The organism is Pseudomonas sp. B28(2017), from assembly GCF_002113025.1.
Taxonomy (GTDB): Bacteria; Pseudomonadota; Gammaproteobacteria; order Pseudomonadales; family Pseudomonadaceae; genus Aquipseudomonas.
In genome coordinates, this window is sequence record NZ_NEJH01000006.1 from 17,594 (window position 1) to 38,200 (window position 20,607).

Here is a 20,607-nt window from a genome sequence, read left to right on the forward strand (position 1 = left end):
AGTCAGTGCTCACACGTCTTTGCGGATCGGCTCTTCGACTTTCTGGGCCTGCACGTCGATGGTGTGCGGCTGGTTCACCGACGCCTGCGGCTGGACAGGCGGAACCGGTTGGGTCGGAGTCGCTGCCGGGTCGGCCGGTTTTTCGTCGTCGTTCATGGCTTTCTTGAAGCCCTTGATCGATTCGCCGACGTCGGTGCCGAGGTTTTTCAGTTTCTTGGTGCCGAATACCAGTACCACGACAACCAGGATAACGATCCAGTGTTTCCAGTCAAAAATGCCCATGCTGCTGCTCCTCTCTAATAGTTATTCAGGCGGACGGGCGCGAGGCTTTCTCGGCGTGTCCGGAAAGACCGAAACGACGGTCCAGTTCATCGAGTACAGCCTGTGGATGCTGCCCCAATTGGGCGAGCATGACCATGCTGTGGAACCACAAATCGGCGGTTTCGTAGATCACATCGCTGCAGTCACCGCTGACGGCGGCATCCTTGGCGGCAATGATGGTCTCGACCGACTCTTCGCCGACTTTTTCCAGAATCTTGTTCAAGCCCTTGTGATACAGGCTGGCGACATACGAGCTGTCGGCGGCGGCGCCTTTGCGCTGCTCCAGTACTTCGGCCAGACGGGTCAGTGTGTCACTCATGTGTGTGCCCTGCGGAGTAGATAGCGTGCGGATCCTTCAGGACCGGATCGACGGTTTTCCAGTCGCCGTTCTCGAAAACGCGGTAGAAGCAGCTCTGACGGCCGGTATGGCAGGCGATATCGCCGATCTGCTCGACCATCAGGATGATGACGTCGGCGTCACAGTCCAGGCGCATCTCGTGCAGGGTCTGCACATGGCCGGACTCTTCGCCCTTGCGCCACAGCTTGCCACGGGAGCGCGACCAGTAAATGGCGCGGTTCTCGGCAGCGGTCAGTTCCAGTGCTTCGCGGTTCATCCAGGCCATCATCAGGACGCGCCCGGTCTTGTGGTCCTGGGCAATCGCCGGCACCAGGCCGTCGGCGTCCCACTTGATCTCGTCCAGCCAATTCTTCATCAACGACTCCGATACGGGCCCGCACTGCAAAAATCGGGGGCCTGCGTTCAATGCAGCGTCCAAACAGTGTGCCAGCGTGTTGCAAGACTGGCTATCGGCGAACGACCAGATACAAACCGACCGCCATCATGATGCCAGCCGGCCAGTAAGCCAACTGGTTCAGCGGACCGCCGGCGGCAAGGATGGCACCCCCGGCCAGGTGAGCCGTGCCGAGCAGGCGCAGGAACCAGTCGTCCCGGCGTCGATGCCATGTTGGCGGCGGATCATTGGCATGGGGCTGGGACAGGCGTTCGAGCAGATCACGCGTCATGTTGGCCAGGTGCGGGATCTGTTCGATCTGGCTCTGCACGTTGCCAAACAAGGCTTTGGGGCTGACGCGCTCACGCATCCAGCGTTCGAGGAACGGTTGCGCGGTGTTCCACAAGTCGAGGTCCGGGTACAGCTGGCGGCCCAGGCCTTCGATGTTCAACAAGGTTTTTTGCAGCAGGACCAACTGCGGCTGCACTTCCATGTTGAAGCGTCGCGCGGTCTGGAACAGGCGCATCAGCACCTGACCGAAGGAAATATCCTTTAACGGTTTTTCGAAGATCGGCTCGCATACGGTACGGATCGCTGCTTCGAATTCGTTGAGTTTGGTTTCCGCCGGCACCCAGCCCGAATCGATGTGCAATTGCGCCACGCGGCGGTAATCACGCTTGAAGAAGGCGAACAGGTTGCGCGCCAGGTAATCCTGGTCTTCCGGGGTCAGGCTGCCGACGATGCCGCAGTCGATCGCAATGTATTGTGGGCTCCACGGCTGCACGGTGCTGACGAAGATGTTGCCGGGGTGCATGTCGGCGTGGAAGAAGCTATCGCGGAACACCTGGGTGAAGAAGATCTCCACGCCGCGCTCGGCGAGCATTTTCATGTCGGTACGCTGGTCGGCCAGGGTCGCCAGATCGGTGACCTGGATGCCGTAGATGCGCTCCATCACCAGCACTTTCGGCCGGCACCAGTCCCAATACACTTGCGGCACGTACAGCAGCGGCGAGCCGTCGAAGTTACGCTTTAACTGGCTGGCGTTGGCCGCCTCGCGCAGCAGGTCGAGTTCGTCGTAGATGGTTTTCTCGTAGTCGCTGACCACGTCCACCGGGTGCAGCAGGCGCGCATCGGCAGACACTCTTTCGGCAGCGCGCGCGAGAATGAACAGCCACGCCAGATCCTGCTTGATGACCGGTTTGAGGCCCGGGCGGATCACCTTGACGACGACTTCTTCTCCGGTTTTCAGTTGCGCGGCATGCACCTGCGCCACCGAGGCCGAGGCCAGCGGCTCGACATCGAAACGGCTGAACACGTCACTGATTTTCTTGCCCAACTGCTCTTCGATCAGCTTCACCGACACCTGAGAATCGAACGGCGGCACCCGGTCCTGCAGCTTCATCAGTTCATCGGCGATGTCTTCCGGCAACAGGTCGCGGCGAGTGGACAGGATCTGTCCGAATTTGATGAAGATCGGCCCCAGGTCCAGCAACGCCAGGCGCAAGCGCGCGCCACGGCTCAGGTCCAGCGGCTTGCGCGGGAACCAGCGCCACGGCAAGGCATAGCGCAGCACCATCAGAAACCAGGGCAGTGGCAGATCGAACAGCAGATCATCGAGGCGGTAACGGATCACGACGCGCTGGATGCGCAACAGACGGCGGACGGCAAGCAGCTTCATGCGTTATCGCTTGGGTCGAGGAATCGGGAAAGGCGCTCGAAACGCGCCTCGAGACGTTCCAGATCGAGCTTGATCTGGTCCAGTTCACTGAAACGGGCTTCGGCTTCGCGCTGACCGACAAGGGTGCGCGACTCTTCGGCCAGGTATTCGCCCAGGTTCTGGCCCAGGCTGGCAAAACCTTGCTGATACCAGCGGGCGCGGCTGCGCAGGTGACCGCCGACCAGTTGCGTGGTCACCGGCCCCAGCCAGCGCGAGAGTTCGTACTCCCAGTCCAGCTCAAGGTCCTGGAGGATCGCCGTCAGTTCCAGCAGCACGCCGCTGTCACCGTCTAGTTCGACTTCAGGGCTGTGCAGGATCGAGGTCTTGTCCTTGCTCATGGCCAGTTTCAACAGGCTCGAAGCCGGTGCACGCAGGGTGCAGTCGGCGCCGGTTTCCCACTGGGAGGCGAGCATCAGGCCTTCGTCGCTGGGCAGGATGAACAGTTGCAGCGCCGGGCTGCGGCAGTCGACGGCAATCACCTTGCCGGTCAAATGCGCCAGCCGCGGCAGCGCCGTGCTGTCGAGACGCAGCACCCGGTTGAGGCCGAGCTCAACGCTGGCGAGCAGGCCGGCGAGCAGCATCAGGGCTTGATGCCGCGGTGCAGGGCAACGATGCCTGCGGTCATGTTGTGATAGGTCACGCGGTCGAATCCGGCCTCGACCATCATCGACTTCAGGGTTTCCTGGTTCGGGTGCATGCGGATCGATTCGGCCAGGTAGCGATAGCTTTCCGAGTCGTTGGTGATCAGCTTGCCCATCAACGGCATGAAGGCGAACGAGTAGGCGTCGTAGGCCTTGGACATCAGCGCATTGGTCGGCTTGGAGAACTCCAGTACCAGCAAACGGCCACCAGGCTTGAGCACGCGCAGCATCGAGCGCAGGGCATCTTCCTTGTGGGTCACGTTGCGCAGGCCGAAGGCGATGGTCACGCAGTCGAAGTGGTTGTCGGGGAACGGCAGTTTTTCCGCATCGGCCTGGACGAATTCGACGTTGCCGGCCACACCGAGGTCCAGCAGGCGGTCACGACCGACCTTGAGCATGGATTCGTTGATGTCGGCCAACACGACCTGGCCGGTCGGGCCTACCAGGTGCGAGAACTTCCTGGTCAGATCGCCAGTGCCGCCGGCGATGTCGAGTACGCGATTGCCGGCACGAACGCCCGACAGTTCGATCGCGAAACGCTTCCACAGACGGTGCATGCCGCCCGATAGAAGGTCGTTCATCAGGTCGTACTTGGCGGCTACCGAGTGGAAAACCTCAGCGACTTTTTCCGCTTTCTGGCTTTCCGGAACGTTTTTGAAGCCGAAGTGAGTGGTGGGTTCGGCATCGCTGCCTTTGCGCTGATCAGTCATATCGCTGTCACCAAAAGAGAATGCGCGACATTCTAATCCCCAAGGCATGCTTTGTCTTGGCAAGGCTGAAGGTAAGATGGGCAACCGTCGGGACGTTTTGACGCAGTAGAGGTCAAGATGCCTCGGGAAAGCATCCATAAAGCAGGAGTCATTTGATGGCCCGTATTAGTGTTGAACGTGCCCATGGCCTGGGTAAGGAAGCGGCGCGCGAGAAGGCCGACAAGCTGGCGCAGAAACTTTCCGATCAGTATGGCCTGGAACCGCAGTGGTCCGGCGACACCCTGAACCTAAAGCGCTCGGGTGTGAAGGGCGCGGTGCATGTCGCCGAGGATTCGATTCGCGTCGACGTGGAGCTGGGCCTGATGATGTCGGCCATGAGCGGCATGATCAAGGCGGAAATCGAAAAGGCCCTCGACAAGGCCCTGGCCTGATTTCCGATTGGAACGAGATCAAATGTGGGAGCGAGCCTGCTCGCGAAAGCGGTATGTCAGCCAACTCCAATGTTGGATGTGCTGGCCTCTTCGCGAGCAGGCTCGCTCCCACAGTTTTGTTGTGGCGAGTCCAAGGGTTTATGTCAGTTGTTAGGGTGCCGTTTCTAATTTTTCTCCCTACTTTGTGCCAGAGCCCGACACTTATCCGGGCAGTTCCTCAAACCTTCTGCGCGTGAGGTGCACCATGGCCAAAGTTATTTTGAAGAAAAAAACCGACGCATCGACCAGCACGCTGAGCGACGTCAAAAGCTATGCCCGCAAGATCTGGCTGGCAGGCCTGGGTGCCTACACCAAGGTCGGCCAAGAGGGCAGCGAGTACTTTCAAGAGCTGGTCAAAGCGGGTCAGGTTGTTGAAAAGAAAGGCAAAAAGGTAGTCGCTGAGAAACTTGAAGCGGCCAATGCCGAAATCGATGAAGCCAAGAGTGAAGTCAGCACTTTCAAAGGCAAGGTCGAAGTTCAACTCGACAGGGTCGAGAAGGCGTTCGATACGCGTGTCGCAAGTACCTTGAATCGTATCGGCATTCCGTCTAAACATGACGTTGAGGCACTCTCTGCTAAGCTCGATGAGCTGACGGCATTGCTCGAACGCGTCGCGCGTAAATCTTAAGGAGAACGGGATGGCTGTTAAAAAGAAAACCGAAAAAGAAGGCAGCTCGTGGATCGGGAAGGTTGAAGAATACTCCCGAAAAATCTGGCTGGCTGGTTTAGGCGTGTACTCGAAGATCGACACTGACGGCAGCAAACTCTTCGATGCATTGGTTAAGGACGGCGAGAAAGCCGAGAAGCTCACCAAGAGCGCTGTTGGCAAGACAGTCGACGCCGCCAAGGACTCCGCTTCCTCGGCCAAGTCGCGCATCAGCGGTGTGAAAGATCGCGCACTGGGCAAGTGGGATGAGCTGGAAGGCGCTTTTGACAAGCGTCTGAACAGCGCCATTTCGCGTCTGGGCGTACCGAGCCGCAACGAAGTCAAGGCACTGCACAGCAAGGTCGATACCCTGACCAAGCAAATCGAAAAACTGACCGGTGCCAAGGTTGCGCCTGTTGCGGCGAAAACCGCGGCGGCCAAACCTGCTGCCAAGACTGCCGCCGCCAAGCCGGCAGCCAAGACTGCTGCCAAGCCTGCGGCTAAAACCGCTGCTGCCAAACCTGCAGCGGCCAAGCCGGCAGCCAAACCGGTCGCCGCAAAAGCTGCCGCCAAACCAGCGGCTAAACCGGCAGCCAAGCCAGCAGCAAAAACTGCTGCGGCCAAGCCAGCGGCCAAACCCGCTGCGGCGAAAAAACCTGCAGTGAAAAAGCCGGCAGCTCCAAAAGCCGCCGCGCCAAAACCAGCAGTGGCAGCTGCCAAACCGGCAACGCCGGTAACGCCAGCAGCTCCGGTCAGTGCATCGAACTCCGCGACCGCGCCAACCCCTGCTGTCACCCCGACTGCCGCGCCAGCTCCATCGACGCCAACCAGTCAGTCCTGATTTTCAGGGCTCGAGAAAACGCCCGGCCTGTGAAGGTCGGGCGTTTTTGTTTGTGTCCAATTCGAGAGCGCCACTGACCCCTGCAGGAGCAAGCTCGCTCCTGCAGGGGGGGTTATTCGTGTTCTTCGAGGTACTCCATCGCCATCTGCTCGGTCGCTGCCTTGATCGGCGCCAGCAAGTGTGGCGCGACCAGCATCATGATCTGGTAAACCACCAGCCGCACCTCGCCTTCACGATCGAGAATCCGCTGGTAATCCAGTGAGAACAGCAGGGTCATGGTGATTTGCTCCACCAATTGCCCCAGTGCCTGGGTATCGCTGACCAGCAGCCCTTGCGCCTGCAATCGTGCCAGCAACGATGCCAGTGTGCGCTTGAGTGCATTGAGCAGATTGCGAATGCCCTTGGCCAGTTTCGGCAGGCGCCCGGCGAGGTTCGACAGGTCCTGGAAGAGAAACCGGTAGTGGGACAGGCGTTCGACGATCAGGTGCAGGAACAGCCAGTAGTCCTCAGGCGCCAGTTCGACATCGGCCGGTGGATCGAGCAGCGGGGCGAGTTCGCCCTGAAAGCGCTCGAACAGCCCAAGAATCAGCGGTTCCTTGCCGTGGAAGTGGTAGTAGAGGTTGCCCGGGCTGATGCCCATTTCGTTGGCAACTTCCATGGTGGAGACATTCGGTTCGCCCTTTTGATTGAACAACTGCAGGGCACATTCGAGGATCCGGTCGCGGGTTTTCATCCAGTCTTCTTAATGTTCGTGCCAGGCCAACCTCCAGTCCTGTAGGAGCGAGCATGCTCGCGATGGTCGTTAACGATTACGCGGGCTACCTGATTACCCGCGGCGTCTGGATATCCATCGCGAGCATGCTCGCTCCTACCGGGTCGGAGACTGACAGCGGCCTTTTTTAGGTTCAGCGCACACGTACGTAGGTACCGGGTGCTGCCTCCATCGGTGGGTAATTCTGGTTGCCGAGCGCCATGTGGGTTTCCTTCTGCGCGCCGGAGCGTTCCTGAATCCAGCTCAGCCATTGGGTCCACCAACTGCCGTCGACATGCCTGGCGTCGTAGTACCAGGCGCGGGGGTCGCTGCTCAGTTTGCCATTCTCGACGTAGTTGGCTTTCGGGTTGCTCGGCGGGTTGAGGATGCTCTGCACATGGCCGCTGTTGGACAGCACGAAGCGTCGCTCGCCACCGAGCAGCAGCGCCGAGCGATACACCGCATCCCACGGCGTGATGTGATCGTTGATGCCGGCGACGCTGAAGCTGTCGACGGTGACCTTCTGCAAATCGATCGGCGTGCCACACACTTCCAGGCCGCCCGGGTGGGTCAGCGGGTTGTGCTTGAAGAAGTCCAGCAGGTCGCCATGCAGGGCGGCAGGCAAGCGCGTGCTGTCGTTGTTCCAGTAGAGGATGTCGAACGCCGGCGGCTCCTTGCCCAACAGGTAGTTATTGACGAAGTAGCTCCAGATCAAATCGTTGGGGCGCATCCAGGCGAAGACCTTGGCCATGTCGCGGCCGTCCAGCACACCTTTCTGATAGGAGCGGCGCTTGGCTGCCTCCAGAGTCTGTTCGTCGGCGAACAGCGAAGCGGGGCTATCCAGCTGGCTGTCGAGCAGGCTCACCAGATAAGTCGCACTGGACACCCTGCGCAGTTGCCGTTTGGCTTGCAAGTGGCCTTGCAATGCGGCAATGGTCAGCCCGCCGGCGCAGGCGCCCATCAGGTTGACCTCGCGTGCTCCGGTGATCGCCCGGCACACATTCATGGCCTCTTCCACGGCTTCCACGTAGGTCGAGAGTCCCCATTCGCGGTGACGCACATCCGGGTTGCGCCAGCTGATCATGAAGGTTTGCAGGCCGTTTTTCAGCGCGTACTGGACGAAGCTGTTGTGCGGGCTCAGGTCGAAAATGTAGTACTTGTTGATTTGTGGCGGCACCACCAACAGGGGCTTGGAGTACTGCTTTTCGCTCATCGGTTTGTACTGGATCAACTCCAGCAGTTCGTTGCGAAACACCACGGCACCGGTGGTGGTGGCGACCGTCTTGCCGACCTCGAACGCTTGCTTGGTGACTTGTCGGGGCAGGCCATCGTTGTGCAGCAGATCGTCCACCAGATGGCCGATGCCACGCACCAGGCTGTTACCGCCGGAATTGAAAAGCTCCTTGACCGCTAATGGATTGAGCAAGGTGTTGGAGGGCGATACGGCGTCGTTGAGCAGGGCGAAAGCGAAGTGGGCGCGGGCACGGTCGTCCGGGCTCATGTTGCTCTCGTCGATCCAGCTTTTGACCTGCTTCTGCCAGCTCAGATAGGCCTGCAGGCTGCGCCGATAAAACGGGTTCAGGCTCCACGCCGGATCGGCGAAGCGAGTGTCCTGCGGGTTGGTCGGGTGCAGGGTTTCTCCCAGCAGCACACGGCCAAGCTGGCCGCCGAGCTTCAGGGCATGTCGGGCACTGTGCACCGGATTGCGCAAGCCATGGGCGGCCACACTGCGCAGGGTCGATAACAGATCCCGACCGCGCAGGCCGGTAATCGCACTCTGTGCATTGATGAACGCGGCGGGAGTCGGTAAGGAATCCCTCGCTGGTTTCTCGCGCATGAGTCAACACTCCTTCGTCTTCAGGCTAAAAACAAACACACCGAACCAGAACACCATAGACGCTGTAACGGGTTGTTGCGCGGCGTGGCGTCCTGCCGGCCGCTGATGCAGCGGTTTAGTTGCCCAATGGCGCCGGACGCGGATGCATCACCGCGCGCAGGCGCTCCTCTTCCAGGAATTTCATGATGATCGGGGCCACCGCTTCGGCCCGGGTAATCAGGAACAAATGCCCGTCATCGATGATGTGCAGCTGGGCGTTGGGAATCCGCCAGGCCAGCAAGCGCATGTTGACCAACGGGATCAGCGGGTCATCGTCGCCGGCCAGTACCAGGGTCGGCTGGCGGATCTTGTGCAACCAGTGGATGCTGGTCCAGCCGAGGCCGGCGAACAGCTGCCAGTAGTACCCGAGCTTGCCCGCCGAACGCACCTTGGCCGCATGGCTCGCGGCCAGCGTCGGGTCGCGACGGAAAGCGCCGCCGTAGATCATCGGCGCAATGCGAATTACGTGGGACGGCTGGATGTAACGTCGCGGGCTGGCCATCATCCACAACACTTTCGGCTTGCCCGGCACCATCACCGCACCCGCCGCCGTCGCCGCCAGCACCAGTTTCTTGCAGCGCTCCGGGTAGTCGTAAGCGAACTGTTGGGCCAGGGCGCCACCCCAGGACACGCCGATGACGTTGACTTGCCCGTAGTCGAGATAGTCGAGCATCCGCGCCGTGAGCTTGGCCAACCCCGGAAAGCGATACGGCCGGTTCGGTGTCGACGAACCGCCGACGCCGGGTACGTCGAAAGCGATGACTTCCAGGTCCGGGTCCAGCGCCGCGATGAACGGGAACACCAGCTCCAGGTTGGCGCCAATGCCGTTGAAGATCAGCAGGGGCGTCAAGTGAGGCTTGCCGGGGCGTACCGCCGTGCGGAGCGTCTGGCCATCCAGCTCGACGGTACGGAATATGAAGGGTTGCGGCATGCTTCTGGCCCTGTGGGTCGCAATTCCAAATTCATCCCCAATCCCTTGTGGGAGCGAGCCTGCTCGCGAAAGCAGTCGACCATTCAACATCGACGTCGACTGAGCCGACGCCTTCGCGAGCAGGCTCGCTCCCACAGGAGTGTGGGGCGAGGTGTGTCAGTTACCGCTCGTGCACGTAAGTGCCCGGTGCGGCTTCCCCTTCCGGGTAGGCCTTGTTGCCCAGTTTTGCCGGTGCTTTTTTCAGGTTGCCCGAACGCTGTGCCTGCCATGCCTGCCAGTGCAGCCACCAGGAGTCGGCGTGCTTGGTTGACTCTTCCTGCCAGGCGTCGGCATCGGCGGTCATTTGGGTGCTGGTCATGTAACGCGATTTCGGATTGCCCGGCGGGTTCAGAATGCTCTGGATGTGCCCGCTGCTGGACAACACGAATTCAACGTTGCCGCCGAACAGTTGTGCCGACTTGTAGCAGGAGCGCCACGGGGTGATGTGGTCGTTGGTGCCAGCCAGCGAGAAGATGTCGGCGGTGACCTTCTTCAGATCGATCGGTGTGCCGCACACTTCCAGTGCATCGGCACGGGTCAGCGGGTTACTTTTGAACATCTCGATCAGGTCGCCATGGAACGCGGCGGGCAAGCGGGTGGTGTCGTTGTTCCAGAACAGAATGTCGAATACCGGTGGTTCGTTGCCCAGCAGGTAGTTGTTGACCCAGTAGTTCCAGATCAGGTCGTTGGGGCGCATCCAGGCGAAGACTTTGGCCATGTCGCGGCCTTCGAGGACGCCAGCCTGGTAGGAGTGGCGCTTGGCGGCTTCGAGGGTCTGCTCGTCGACGAACAGGGCCACGTCGCTGTCCAGGGTAGTATCGAGCACGCTGACCAGCAGGGTCAGGGCGTTGACCTTGTTCTCGCCGATTGCCGCGTAGTGGCCCAGCAGCGCGGTGCAGGTGATGCCGCCGGAGCAGGCGCCGAGCATGTTCACGTCTTTGCTGCCGGTAATGGCGGTGACCACATCAACCGCTTCCTTGAGCGCTTCGATGTAGGTCGACAGGCCCCACTCGCGCTGCTCCTTGGTCGGGTTGCGCCAGCTGACGATGAAGGTCTGCACGTTGTTGCGCAGGCAGAACCGCGCCAGGCTTTTTTCCGGGCTCAGGTCGAAAACATAGAACTTGTTGATCTGCGGCGGTACCACCAGCAGTGGGCGTTCATGCACCTGCTCGGTGATCGGCTTGTACTGGATCAGCTCCAGCACGTCGTTGCGAAAGACCACCGCACCCTCGGTCACACCCAGGGTCTTGCCGACCTCGAATGCGCCCATGTTGACCTGGCTCGGCATGCCACCGTTATGCACCAGGTCCTTGGCCAGGTGCGATAGGCCATCGAGCAGGCTTTTACCGCCGGTTTCGAAGAAGCGCTTGACCGCCGCCGGGTTGGCCGCCGTGTTGGTCGGGGCGAAGGCTTCGGTCATGAGGTTGATCACGAAGTGCCCGCGGCTGACGTCCTTGGGCGGCAGGTTGCTGTCGCCGATCCAGTCGTGGAGTTCCTTGCGCCACGCCAGGTAGGTTTGCAGATAACGTTTGTAGAGCGGGTTCTGGCTCCAGGCCGGATCCGCGAAGCGACGGTCATCGCTGGTCGGTTGCAGTTCGGATTTACCGAGCACCACGTTCTTGAGTTCAAGGCCGAAATGCGCAACATGCCTGGCGCTGTGAATCGGTTGTTTGATGGCCTGCCTGAGTACCATGCGAGCAGAAGCCAGTAGATCCTTTCCACGCAGCCCAACGACAGGATTCAGCCCCAAGGTGTTTTCCGAGGCTTGATTCTTCAAGTCATCGTTATTCTTGTTACTCATCTACGACGCTCCATTGTCCTGAGACGAGTACCGGGTCCTGCTGTGTAGTCACACAGCCAATGCCAGGTACTACTGCTCGGGGTGACCGTTAATACTGCATCGCTGCTTTTTCAATGCAGAGAACACTGCAGGGAACTTGCCAGTTCCATTGGTTACCCGAGTTTAATTTTTTTCGCAAGCAGGCCAATCGGCGGCCCTGGAGCGGAGCATTCAAACAGATGAAATTAGAAAATGCCCTCTAAAGAGCAAAAGGCTCAGGCTAGAGCATCAGCTTGACGACGGATTCGTTCGGATCGCGGGTTTTCCCGGCCGCCTTCAGTTCGGCCAGATAATCATCCCAGAGTGCGTCATAACGTCGCGCCAGTTCGTAGAGGTATTCCCAGGTAAACAGACCACTGTCGTGACCGTCATCGAAGGTCAGTTTCAGTGCGTACTGACCGGCCGGTTCTACCTTGGTCAGGCCTACGTTGATCTTGCCAAATTGCAGGATGGGTTTGCCGTGGCCCTGGACCTCGGCGGAAGGAGAGTGCACGCGCAGGAATTCGGCGGGCAGGGTGTATTCCTCGCCGGACGCGTATTTCAGCGACAGGGTTTTCGAGGCTTTGTGCAGCTTGATGTCGGTGGGGATCATGACCGGATGTCCGTCTTGTGCGGAACCTTGTGGGAGCGAGCCTGCTCGCGAAAGCGGTGCATCAGCCGAAGTTGATAGCAACTGACACTACGCCTTCGCGAGCAGGCTCGCTCCCACATTTCCGCTACATCTGTAAGAGTTGCTTACAGGATATAACGGGAAAGGTCTTCGTTCTGCGCCAATTCGCCCAAGTGGCTGTTGACGTAGTCGGCGTCGATCTGGATCACCTTGTCGTCATGGGCGCTGGCCAGGTCGCCGGCGCTGAACGACACTTCTTCGAGCAGGCGCTCGAGCAAGGTGTGCAGGCGACGGGCACCGATGTTTTCGGTTTTCTCGTTGACCTGCCAGGCGATCTCGGCGATGCGCTTGATACCGCTCGGCTGGAACTCGATGCCCAGGCCTTCGGTTTTCAGCAGCGCGCAATATTGCTCGGTGAGCGAGGCGTGCGGTTCGCTGAGGATGCGCTCGAAGTCTTCTGGCGAAAGAGCCTTGAGTTCAACGCGAATCGGCAGGCGACCTTGCAGTTCCGGCACCAGGTCGCTCGGCTTGCTCAGGTGAAACGCACCGGAAGCAATGAACAGGATGTGGTCGGTCTTGACCATGCCCAGCTTGGTGTTGACGGTGCAGCCTTCGATCAGCGGCAGCAAGTCGCGCTGCACGCCCTCGCGGGATACATCGGCGCCACCGATATTGCCACGCTTGGCGACCTTGTCGATTTCGTCGATGAACACGATGCCGTGCTGCTCGACCGCTTCCAGGGCCTTGGCCTTCAACTCTTCATCGTTGACCAGACGGCTGGCTTCTTCGTCGCGCACCAGCTTGAGCGCTTCCTTGACCTTGAGCTTGCGGCTCTTGCGCTTGCCCTTGCCCATGTTGGCAAACAGGCTTTGCAGCTGGTTGGTCATTTCTTCCATGCCCGGTGGCGCGGAGATATCGACGCCGGCCATCTCGGCGACTTCGATTTCGATCTCCTTGTCGTCCAGCTGACCTTCGCGCAGGCGCTTGCGGAACAGCTGACGGGTGTTGGAGTCCTGGGTCGGGGCATCGTCGTTGCTGAAGCCCATGCGTGCCGGTGGCAGCAGGGCGTCGAGGATGCGCTCTTCAGCGGCGTCTTCGGCGCGGTGGCGAACCTTGGTGATTTCCTGCTCACGCAGCAGCTTGATCGCGGCATCGGCCAGGTCACGAATGATCGACTCGACGTCGCGGCCGACATAGCCCACTTCGGTGAACTTGGTCGCTTCGACCTTGATGAACGGTGCGTTGGCCAGTTTCGCCAGGCGACGGGCGATCTCGGTTTTACCGACACCGGTCGGGCCGATCATCAGGATGTTCTTTGGCGTTACCTCAACACGCAGCTCTTCAGGCAGCTGCATGCGGCGCCAGCGGTTGCGCAGGGCAATGGCGACGGCGCGCTTGGCATCGTCCTGGCCGATGATGTGGCGGTTGAGTTCGTGGACGATTTCACGGGGGGTCATGGGCATGATGTTCAGTGGACCTCAAGCAAGAATGGGCCGTGGTGCGGTGGGCGGCACGGGCTTACTCGGCGCAGTCCTGCTCCTCAATGGTCTGGGTGTGGTTGGTGAAGACACAGATGTCGCCAGCGATACCGAGGGCGGTTTCGACGATTTCCCGGGCCGACAGGTCGGTCTTTTTCAGCAGTGCGCTGGCGGCGGCCTGGGCGTAGGCGCCACCGGAACCCATGGCGATCAGGCCTTCTTCGGGCTCGACCACGTCGCCGTTGCCGGTGATGATCAGAGAGGCATCCTTGTTGGCGACCGCGAGCATGGCTTCAAGGCGGCTCAGGGAGCGGTCGGTGCGCCATTCCTTGGCGAGTTCGACAGCGGCGCGAATCAGATGGCCCTGGTGTTTTTCAAGCTGGCCTTCGAAGCGTTCGAAGAGGGTAAAGGCGTCAGCGGTGGCGCCGGCAAACCCGGCGATGACCTGGCCGTGGTACAGGCGACGAACTTTTTTCGCGTTGCCTTTCATCACGGTATTGCCGAGGGAAACCTGGCCGTCGCCGCCCATGACGACTTTGCCGTGGCGGCGAACTGAAACGATGGTGGTCAAGGGAAGAGTCTCCACGCAGCGGGGCGAAAATGCCTTATTCCAACACATATGGGGGTGGTGTAAGGGATTTCAACTGTGGAGCGGGAGAGGGGACGAGCGGTGACTTGGCCGAAGGTCTTGTGGTGTCTGTTCTGGCGCCTTAGCGGGCAAGCCCGTTCCCACAGGGGTCGCGTAGACCTTGTGGAAGCGAGCCTGCTCGCGAAGAACGATGACGCGGTGGTCCTGACCGGTTCAGCGGTTCTGGCGTTGTTGTAACAACAGATTGCTAAAACCAGCGCCGGCCAGTTGTTTCTGGGCGGTGGTCAGTTGTTCGCGGTTGCTGAACGGTCCGACCAGAACCCGATACCAGGTTTCGTCCTTCACCGTGCCGGACTCGACCGAGACAGCCTGGCCCAGCAGGATAATCTGCGCCCGAACCTTGTCCGCATCGGCTTCCTTGCGGAACGAGCCAGCTTGCAGGAAGAACCTGGTCACTGGCGCCGCCTTGACTGGAGGTGCTGGCGGAGGCGTGATCCCGGCCAGGGCTGCCTGGGCACGAGCCGTGTCGATCTTCGCCGCCTCGGCCGGTGTGACCGGCGTTGTCGGAATGGCCGGCACTTGTGGTGTCGGCAGGGTTTTTTCCGGCACGGCATCCGGTGGCACGATGACTTCCGATTCCGGCAGCAAGGTGTAGAAGTCGTACTTCGGCTTCACCGGCTGTGTCGGGCTCGGCGGGGTCTTGTTGGTCTCGGCGATCTTGCTGGCTTTCTGCTGTTGCTGTTGCTCGACCTTTTCACGCTTGACCGTGTCACCGCCCTTGCCCGGTTCCAGCTTCATCAGGAATACGATGAACGCACCGACCGTCAGGCCAATGGCCATCCACAGCCAGCCCGGGATCGGTTGCTTTGCAGGAGCTTGGTAACGGCTGGCGCCACGCTTGGGTGCAGGTTTTTTCTTGGCAGCCAACTTACATACGCTCCAGAGTTTCCAGGCCCAAGAGTTCCAGGCCTTGCTTGAGAGTGCGTCCGGTCAGCGCGGCGAGGCGCAGGCGGCTCTGCATTTGTGCCGGGGTATCGGCGGCGAGGATCGGGCAGTTCTCGTAGAAGCTGGAGAACAGGCCGGCGACGTCGTACAGGTAAGTGCAGAGGATGTGCGGGGTGCCTTTTTCGGACACGTTGTTCAGGATTTCACCGAATTGTGCGAGTTTCGCCGCCAGTTCGTGTTCGTGCGCCGCTTCCAGAACGATCTGGCTCTCGACTTCGCTGAAGTCCTTGCCAAGTTTGCGGAACACACCGGCCACGCGGGTGTAGGCGTACAGCAGGTACGGCGCGGTGTTGCCTTCGAAGTTCAGCATCAGGTCGAAGTTGAAGCTGTAGTCGCTGGTGCGGTGCTTGGACAGGTCAGCGTATTTCACCGCGCCGATGCCCACGACCTTGGCGATGTTGCGCAGCTCGGCTTCGGCAAGCGTCGGGTTCTTGTCCTTGACCAGGGTGTAGGCGCGTTCCTGGGCTTCGTTCAGCAGGTCGATCAGCTTCACAGTGCCGCCATCACGGGTCTTGAACGGACGGCCGTCAGCACCATTCATGGTGCCGAAGCCCATGTGTTCCATTTCCATCGGATGGGTCACGAAACCGGCCTTGCGCGCCACGGCGAACACTTGCTGGAAATGCAGAGCCTGACGCTGGTCGACGAAGTACAGCGCGCGATCGGCCTTGAGCTTGCCGCTGCGGTAGCGCACGGCCGCCAGGTCAGTGGTGGCGTACAGATAGCCGCCGTCAGCCTTGACGATGATCACTGGTAGCGGGTCGCCGTCGGCGTTCTTGAACTCGTCGAGGAACACGCACTGGGCGCCGTTGCTTTCGACCAGCATGCCGGCAGCCTTGAGGTCGTTGACCACATTGATCAGGTCGTCGTTGTAGGCACTTTCGCCCATCACGTCGGCCATGGTCAGTTTGACGTTGAGCAGTTCGTAGATCTTCTGGCAATGGGACAGCGAGATGTCCTTGAACTTGGTCCACAGCGCCAGGCAGTCGGCATCGCCGGCCTGCAACTTGACCACCAGGCCACGGGCGCGGTCGGCGAACTCTTCGGATTCGTCGAAGCGTTGCTTGGCGGCGCGGTAGAAGTTTTCCAGGTCTGACAGTTCGTCGCTGGTGATCGGGTTTTCCTGCAGGTAAGCCATCAGCATGCCGAACTGGGTGCCCCAGTCGCCGACGTGGTTCTGACGGATCACGGTGTCGCCGAGGAACTCCAGGACGCGGGCCACGCCGTCGCCGATGATGGTCGAGCGCAGATGACCGACGTGCATCTCTTTGGCCAGGTTCGGTGCCGACAGGTCGACCACGGTGCGCTGTACCGGGCCGGCCTTGCGCACGCCGATGTTGGCGTCGGCCAGGGCGGCGTCCAGGCGTGCGGCCAGGGCGGCGGTGTTTTGGAAGAAGTTCAGGAAGCCAGGGCCGGCGATTTCGGTCTTGGAGACGTTTTCGTCAGCCGGCAGTGCGGCAATGATTTTTTCCGCCAGATCGCGGGGCTTCATGCCGGCCGGCTTGGCCAGCATCATGGCGATGTTGCTGGCGAAATCGCCGTTCTTCTTGTCGCGGGAGTTTTCCACCTGGATCGCCGGCGACAGGCCTTCAGGCAACACACCTTCGTTGACGAGTTGGGTGATGGCTTGTTGGATCAGCTGGCGAATGGTGTCTTTCATGGTCTTCTCTTTCGACCGCAGGCGCGGCGGCGCATCGTGCGCTGGTGGAAAAACTGGGCATTATCCGTTGCGAAGTCGGGCTTGCCAACCTTAGCAGGCAGGATGTGGATGTGTGGTGACAAATTGGCCGTCATCGCGAGCAGGCTTTCTACTAATACAAATCCACAGGATCAACATCCAGCGACCAGCGCACCGCCCGCCCGCTCGGCATCTGTTCCAGCACCAGCAACCAATTGGCCAGCAGCCGATGCAAAGGTGCCCGGGCCGTTGCCTGCAACAACAACTGCGCACGATATCGTCCGGCCCGACGTTCCATCGGTGCCGGTACCGGCCCCAGCAGCTCGATGCCGGTCAGGTTCTGTTCGGCCAGCAAGCGCTCGGCCTCGCTGCAGGCTTCATCCAGGAAGCCTTCGGCCTGACCCGGTTTGTGCGCCTCGGCTCGCAGCAGCGCCAAATGCGCGAACGGCGGCAAGCCCGCCGCGCGACGTTCGCTCAAGGCTTGCTCCGCAAAGGCGAAATAGCCCTGCTCGGTCAGTTGCACCAGCAGCGGATGGTCGGCCAGGTGCGTCTGGATAATCACCTTGCCCGGCTCTTCGGCGCGGCCTGCGCGGCCGGCGACCTGGACGATCAGCTGTGCCATGCGCTCGCTGGCGCGGAAGTCGCCGGAGAACAGACCGCCGTCGGCGTCGAGGATCGACACCAGCGTCACCCGTGGAAAGTGGTGGCCTTTGGCAAGCATTTGCGTGCCGATCAGGATGCACGGCTGGCCTTTTTGAATGGTTGCGAACAACTGGTTCATCGCGTCCTTGCGCGATGTGCTGTCGCGGTCGACCCGCAGCACCGGATAGTCCGGGAACAGAATCGCCAGGCGCTCCTCGGCCCGTTCGGTGCCAGCGCCAACGGGGCGCAGATCGACCTTGTTGCACTTCGGGCACTGGCGCGGCACGCGTTCGACATAGCCGCAATGGTGGCAGCGCAGCTCGCCGTAACGCTGATGCACGGTCATCCGCGCATCGCAGCGCTGGCACTCGGACATCCAGCCACAGTCATGGCACAGCAGGGTCGGGGCGAAGCCGCGGCGGTTGAGGAACACCAGGACCTGCTGCCCGGCGGCCAAGGTCTGGCCGATGGCTTGTTGCATCGGCCCGGAAATGCCGCTGTCCAGCGGGCGGCTTTTGACATCCAGGCGCAGGAAGCGCGGCTGCTTGGCACCGCCGGCGCGCTCGTTCAGGCGCAGGAGTCCGTAGCGGCCGGTGTAGGCGTTGTGCAGGCTTTCCAGCGAAGGGGTGGCGGAACCGAGGACGATCGGGATGCGTTCCTGTCGCGCCCGTACCAGTGCCAGATCGCGGGCGTGGTAGCGCAAACCTTCTTGCTGTTTATAGGAGCCGTCGTGCTCTTCGTCGATGATGATCAGGCCGGGGTTCTTCATCGGCGTGAACAGGGCCGAGCGAGTGCCGATAATAATGTCGGCCTCACCGTCCCGGGCGGCCAGCCAGGCATCGAGGCGTTCGCGGTCATTGACTGCCGAATGGATCAGCGCGATGCGGGCATTGAAACGCTGTTCGAAGCGCGCCAGGGTCTGCGGGCCCAGGTTGATTTCCGGGATCAGCACCAGTGCCTGCTTGCCGGCCTCCAGCGTTTCGCGGATCAACTGCAGATAGACTTCGGTCTTGCCGCTGCCGGTGACGCCGGCCAGCAGGAATGCGTGATAACTGTCGAAGCCGGCGCGAATCGCCTCATAGGCGGCGCGTTGCTCCGGGTTCAGCGGGAGTTCCGGCTGCGCCAGCCAGTGTTCGTGGCGTGCGCCCGGACCGTGGCGGCGGATCTCGATTTGCACCAGCTCCTTGGCCAGCAGCAAATCCAGGCTGTCCTTGCTCAGCATCAGCTTGTTCAGCAATTGATGGGCGACGCCGTGGGGATGCTGGGCCAGCGTGGCCAGGGCTTCGCGCTGACGCGGGGCGCGGGCGATACGCGGATCATCGAGGCTGGCGCCCGGCGCGGCGGACCAGAAACGTTCCTGGCGCGCTTCGGCCAGTTCGCCCTGGCGCAGCAGTACCGGCAGGGCCCAGCTCAAGGTGTCGCCGAGGCTGTGCTGGTAATACTGGGAAGTCCACAGGCACAGCTTGAACAGCGCGGGCGGCAGCGGTGGGGTAGCGTCGAGCAGGGCCAGGGCTGGCTTGAGTTTCTCGGCCGGCACTTCGCTGGTGTTGGTGACTTCCACCAGAATTCCGATCATCTCGCGCCGACCGAACGGTACCCGCAGGCGCATGCCAGGGTGCAGCTGGCTGCGCAGGACGCCGGCCGGAGCGCGGTAGTCGAACAGGCGGCGCAGCGGCGAAGGCAGGGCGAGGCGCAGAATGGCGTCGGGCACGCGGGGGATCTCGATAAACAAACAAGGGTGATGCATGACCTGTGGGAGCGAGCCTGCTCGCGATGAGGTCGTGTCAGTCGGTATTAATGTCGGCTGACACGACGCTTTCGCGAGCAGGCTCGCTCCCGCATTGGAGTGCGCTCAAGGGGCGGGAGCCTAGCAGACGGTCGGTAGAAGCGACAGCTTGCGTGATCAGGATTGTCTGGTAGAATCCGCGGCCTAATTACGTGCGGTATTCAACAATAGTGTTGGGTGGCGGCACGCTAGCCTGAGGAAGACACCATGAAAGCTGATATCCATCCAGAATACCCGGCAGTTGCTGTTACCTGCAGCTGCGGCAACAAGTTCGAAACCCGTTCGACCTTCGGCAAAGCCCTGGCGATCGACGTTTGCAACGAATGCCACCCGTTCTACACCGGTAAGCAGAAGACTCTGGACACCGGTGGTCGCGTACAGAAGTTCGCCGACCGTTTCGGTGCTTTCGGCGCGAAAAAGGCCTAAGGCCGATCAACTTGGGAAGCCGCCACGGTTTTTCCATGCTGATGAAGAAGGCGTCCCTTGCGGGCGCCTTTTTTATGTCTGCGATTTGGCTGTCTGCCGCCCAGGCCTTTTGCCCGGCGCCAGGCGGCCTGACGCCCGTTGCGGTGCAGCGGGTGGTGGACGGCGACACCCTGCGCCTGAGCGATGGTCGCAATGTGCGCATGATTGGCTTGAACACGCCGGAGCTGGGCAAAAAGGGTCGTTCCGACGAGCCGTTCGCGGTGGCTGCGCGCAAACGCCTCGAAGCCTTGGTGGCGGCGAGTGACGGGCGGGTCGGGTTGGTGCCGGGCAAAGAAGGCAAGGATCATTACGGCCGCACCCTGGCCCATGTCTACGGTGCAGACGGCGCCAACCTGGAAGCGCAAATGCTCGCCGAAGGCCTGGGTTTTCAGGTGGCCGTGGCGCCGAATGTCGATCTGGTCGCCTGTCAGCAAGCCGCAGAGCGCAGCGCTCGTCAGGCCGGGCTCGGTGTCTGGCGCCAGTCACCTGTACTAAAAGCGGAGCAGATCAGCGCTTCCGGTTTTGCCGTGCTCAGCGGTCGTGTGAGCAAGGTACAACGCAATCGCGGCGGGGTTTGGATCGAGTTGCAGGATTCGGTTGTATTGCGCGTTGCACCCAATCTGCTGGCGCGCTTCGATATGAATTCGCTGGAAGGCCTCAAGGGCAAGCAGGTCGAGGCGCGTGGCTGGGTACTGGATCGCTCGCGCAAAGGCGGTCTCAAGGACGGCCAGGCGCGCTGGATGTTGCCCTTGACTGACCCGGCGATGCTTCAAACGGTACCTTGATAAAAAATTGTAGACATTTTTTCTGTAGATTGTGAGCAATCTAACCCTTGTGCGC

General features: G+C 61.0%; 21 protein-coding genes. 5 read left to right on the forward strand and 16 right to left on the reverse strand.

The genetic code is table 11. The annotated features are described in order from the left end of the window. Positions 1-9: 9 nt before the first annotated feature. From CAF65_RS16890 to ubiE, 6 genes are all read right to left on the reverse strand, one after another. A complete protein-coding gene (locus CAF65_RS16890; RefSeq protein WP_008017048.1) occupies positions 10-282 on the reverse strand; it encodes a twin-arginine translocase TatA/TatE family subunit in 273 nt (90 codons plus the stop codon). A gap of 25 nt (positions 283-307) precedes the next feature. After that, positions 308-640, reverse strand: a complete 333-nt coding sequence (locus CAF65_RS16895) for a phosphoribosyl-ATP diphosphatase (RefSeq protein ID WP_085717300.1) — start codon at positions 638-640, stop codon at positions 308-310. Further along, entirely contained in the window at positions 633-1,034 is a 402-nt protein-coding gene (hisI, locus tag CAF65_RS16900) for a phosphoribosyl-AMP cyclohydrolase (RefSeq protein WP_007899278.1), read from the reverse strand. The genes CAF65_RS16895 and hisI overlap by 8 nt, the downstream gene beginning before the upstream one ends. Positions 1,035-1,125: 91 nt before the next feature. Beyond that, positions 1,126-2,730: a ubiquinone biosynthesis regulatory protein kinase UbiB gene (ubiB, locus tag CAF65_RS16905; protein ID WP_085717301.1), complete on the reverse strand. Its 1,605-nt coding sequence runs from the start codon at positions 2,728-2,730 to the stop codon at positions 1,126-1,128. Beyond that, positions 2,727-3,350 (reverse strand): SCP2 domain-containing protein, encoded by a 624-nt coding sequence (locus CAF65_RS16910; RefSeq protein WP_085717302.1) that lies wholly within the window; start codon positions 3,348-3,350, stop codon positions 2,727-2,729. The genes ubiB and CAF65_RS16910 overlap by 4 nt, the downstream gene beginning before the upstream one ends. After that, positions 3,350-4,120 carry a bifunctional demethylmenaquinone methyltransferase/2-methoxy-6-polyprenyl-1,4-benzoquinol methylase UbiE gene (gene ubiE / locus CAF65_RS16915; protein ID WP_007975568.1) on the reverse strand — a complete coding sequence of 257 codons (771 nt, stop codon included), beginning with the start codon at positions 4,118-4,120 and terminating at the stop codon, positions 3,350-3,352. Before ubiE ends, CAF65_RS16910 begins: the two co-directional genes overlap by 1 nt. A 155-nt stretch (positions 4,121-4,275) precedes the next feature. Between ubiE and CAF65_RS16920 the strand changes: the two genes are divergently transcribed. From CAF65_RS16920 to CAF65_RS16930, 3 genes are all read left to right on the forward strand, one after another. Beyond that, positions 4,276-4,551 (forward strand): polyhydroxyalkanoic acid system family protein, encoded by a 276-nt coding sequence (locus CAF65_RS16920; RefSeq protein ID WP_085717303.1) that lies wholly within the window; start codon positions 4,276-4,278, stop codon positions 4,549-4,551. Between the two features lie 244 nt (positions 4,552-4,795). Beyond that, entirely contained in the window at positions 4,796-5,218 is a 423-nt protein-coding gene (locus tag CAF65_RS16925) for a phasin family protein (protein WP_085717304.1), read from the forward strand. A gap of 10 nt (positions 5,219-5,228) precedes the next feature. Then, the gene (locus CAF65_RS16930; protein WP_085717305.1) at positions 5,229-6,077 is read left to right on the forward strand and encodes a phasin family protein; all 849 of its coding nucleotides are present in this window, start codon (positions 5,229-5,231) and stop codon (positions 6,075-6,077) included. Between the two features lie 112 nt (positions 6,078-6,189). Here CAF65_RS16930 and CAF65_RS16935 read toward each other — a convergent pair whose 3' ends face one another. From CAF65_RS16935 to CAF65_RS16980, 10 genes are all read right to left on the reverse strand, one after another. After that, positions 6,190-6,810 (reverse strand): TetR/AcrR family transcriptional regulator, encoded by a 621-nt coding sequence (locus tag CAF65_RS16935; RefSeq protein WP_085717306.1) that lies wholly within the window; start codon positions 6,808-6,810, stop codon positions 6,190-6,192. A gap of 172 nt (positions 6,811-6,982) precedes the next feature. After that, positions 6,983-8,665, reverse strand: coding sequence for a class II poly(R)-hydroxyalkanoic acid synthase (gene phaC / locus CAF65_RS16940; protein ID WP_085717307.1), 1,683 nt, complete (start codon positions 8,663-8,665; stop codon positions 6,983-6,985). 115 nt (positions 8,666-8,780) lie between these two features. Further along, positions 8,781-9,635: a poly(3-hydroxyalkanoate) depolymerase gene (gene phaZ, locus CAF65_RS16945; protein ID WP_085717308.1), complete on the reverse strand. Its 855-nt coding sequence runs from the start codon at positions 9,633-9,635 to the stop codon at positions 8,781-8,783. Between the two features lie 160 nt (positions 9,636-9,795). Further along, a complete protein-coding gene (gene phaC / locus CAF65_RS16950) occupies positions 9,796-11,475 on the reverse strand; it encodes a class II poly(R)-hydroxyalkanoic acid synthase (protein WP_085717309.1) in 1,680 nt (559 codons plus the stop codon). A gap of 259 nt (positions 11,476-11,734) precedes the next feature. Further along, positions 11,735-12,106, reverse strand: a complete 372-nt coding sequence (locus tag CAF65_RS16955; RefSeq protein ID WP_085717310.1) for a gamma-butyrobetaine hydroxylase-like domain-containing protein — start codon at positions 12,104-12,106, stop codon at positions 11,735-11,737. A 143-nt stretch (positions 12,107-12,249) separates the two neighbouring features. Further along, positions 12,250-13,587, reverse strand: coding sequence for an HslU--HslV peptidase ATPase subunit (gene hslU / locus CAF65_RS16960; RefSeq protein WP_085717311.1), 1,338 nt, complete (start codon positions 13,585-13,587; stop codon positions 12,250-12,252). A gap of 55 nt (positions 13,588-13,642) precedes the next feature. After that, entirely contained in the window at positions 13,643-14,173 is a 531-nt protein-coding gene (hslV, locus tag CAF65_RS16965) for an ATP-dependent protease subunit HslV (protein ID WP_085717312.1), read from the reverse strand. A 231-nt stretch (positions 14,174-14,404) separates the two neighbouring features. Continuing rightward, positions 14,405-15,118: an SPOR domain-containing protein gene (locus CAF65_RS16970; RefSeq protein WP_085717313.1), complete on the reverse strand. Its 714-nt coding sequence runs from the start codon at positions 15,116-15,118 to the stop codon at positions 14,405-14,407. Position 15,119: 1 nt separating this feature from the next. Next, complete coding sequence (gene argS, locus CAF65_RS16975; RefSeq protein WP_085717314.1) at positions 15,120-16,856, reverse strand: arginine--tRNA ligase; 1,737 nt, start codon at positions 16,854-16,856, stop codon at positions 15,120-15,122. 151 nt (positions 16,857-17,007) lie between these two features. Further along, the gene (locus CAF65_RS16980) at positions 17,008-19,227 is read right to left on the reverse strand and encodes a primosomal protein N' (RefSeq protein WP_085717315.1); all 2,220 of its coding nucleotides are present in this window, start codon (positions 19,225-19,227) and stop codon (positions 17,008-17,010) included. A 282-nt stretch (positions 19,228-19,509) separates the two neighbouring features. On the opposite strand from CAF65_RS16980, the gene rpmE reads away from it, so the two are divergent. Then, entirely contained in the window at positions 19,510-19,728 is a 219-nt protein-coding gene (rpmE, locus tag CAF65_RS16985) for a 50S ribosomal protein L31 (protein ID WP_007975586.1), read from the forward strand. A gap of 35 nt (positions 19,729-19,763) precedes the next feature. Further along, a complete protein-coding gene (locus CAF65_RS16990; RefSeq protein WP_085717316.1) occupies positions 19,764-20,552 on the forward strand; it encodes a thermonuclease family protein in 789 nt (262 codons plus the stop codon). Positions 20,553-20,607: the final 55 nt, after the last annotated feature.

What these genes read in the sequence shown, in the direction of transcription:
- ubiB (WP_085717301.1), bottom strand. Translation starts at nt 2,730, where the DNA reads ATGAAGCTGCTTGCCGTCCGCCGTCTGTTGCGCATCCAGCGCGTCGTG.
- CAF65_RS16990 (WP_085717316.1), top strand. Translation starts at nt 19,764, where the DNA reads ATGCTGATGAAGAAGGCGTCCCTTGCGGGCGCCTTTTTTATGTCTGCG.
- phaC (WP_085717309.1), bottom strand. Translation starts at nt 11,475, where the DNA reads ATGAGTAACAAGAATAACGATGACTTGAAGAATCAAGCCTCGGAAAAC.
- CAF65_RS16890 (WP_008017048.1), bottom strand. Translation starts at nt 282, where the DNA reads ATGGGCATTTTTGACTGGAAACACTGGATCGTTATCCTGGTTGTCGTG.
- CAF65_RS16925 (WP_085717304.1), top strand. Translation starts at nt 4,796, where the DNA reads ATGGCCAAAGTTATTTTGAAGAAAAAAACCGACGCATCGACCAGCACG.
- phaC (WP_085717307.1), bottom strand. Translation starts at nt 8,665, where the DNA reads ATGCGCGAGAAACCAGCGAGGGATTCCTTACCGACTCCCGCCGCGTTC.
- CAF65_RS16920 (WP_085717303.1), top strand. Translation starts at nt 4,276, where the DNA reads ATGGCCCGTATTAGTGTTGAACGTGCCCATGGCCTGGGTAAGGAAGCG.
- phaZ (WP_085717308.1), bottom strand. Translation starts at nt 9,635, where the DNA reads ATGCCGCAACCCTTCATATTCCGTACCGTCGAGCTGGATGGCCAGACG.
- ubiE (WP_007975568.1), bottom strand. Translation starts at nt 4,120, where the DNA reads ATGACTGATCAGCGCAAAGGCAGCGATGCCGAACCCACCACTCACTTC.
- CAF65_RS16930 (WP_085717305.1), top strand. Translation starts at nt 5,229, where the DNA reads ATGGCTGTTAAAAAGAAAACCGAAAAAGAAGGCAGCTCGTGGATCGGG.
- argS (WP_085717314.1), bottom strand. Translation starts at nt 16,856, where the DNA reads ATGAAAGACACCATTCGCCAGCTGATCCAACAAGCCATCACCCAACTC.
- CAF65_RS16895 (WP_085717300.1), bottom strand. Translation starts at nt 640, where the DNA reads ATGAGTGACACACTGACCCGTCTGGCCGAAGTACTGGAGCAGCGCAAA.
- hisI (WP_007899278.1), bottom strand. Translation starts at nt 1,034, where the DNA reads ATGAAGAATTGGCTGGACGAGATCAAGTGGGACGCCGACGGCCTGGTG.
- CAF65_RS16910 (WP_085717302.1), bottom strand. Translation starts at nt 3,350, where the DNA reads ATGCTGCTCGCCGGCCTGCTCGCCAGCGTTGAGCTCGGCCTCAACCGG.
- CAF65_RS16935 (WP_085717306.1), bottom strand. Translation starts at nt 6,810, where the DNA reads ATGAAAACCCGCGACCGGATCCTCGAATGTGCCCTGCAGTTGTTCAAT.
- rpmE (WP_007975586.1), top strand. Translation starts at nt 19,510, where the DNA reads ATGAAAGCTGATATCCATCCAGAATACCCGGCAGTTGCTGTTACCTGC.
- hslU (WP_085717311.1), bottom strand. Translation starts at nt 13,587, where the DNA reads ATGCCCATGACCCCCCGTGAAATCGTCCACGAACTCAACCGCCACATC.
- CAF65_RS16955 (WP_085717310.1), bottom strand. Translation starts at nt 12,106, where the DNA reads ATGATCCCCACCGACATCAAGCTGCACAAAGCCTCGAAAACCCTGTCG.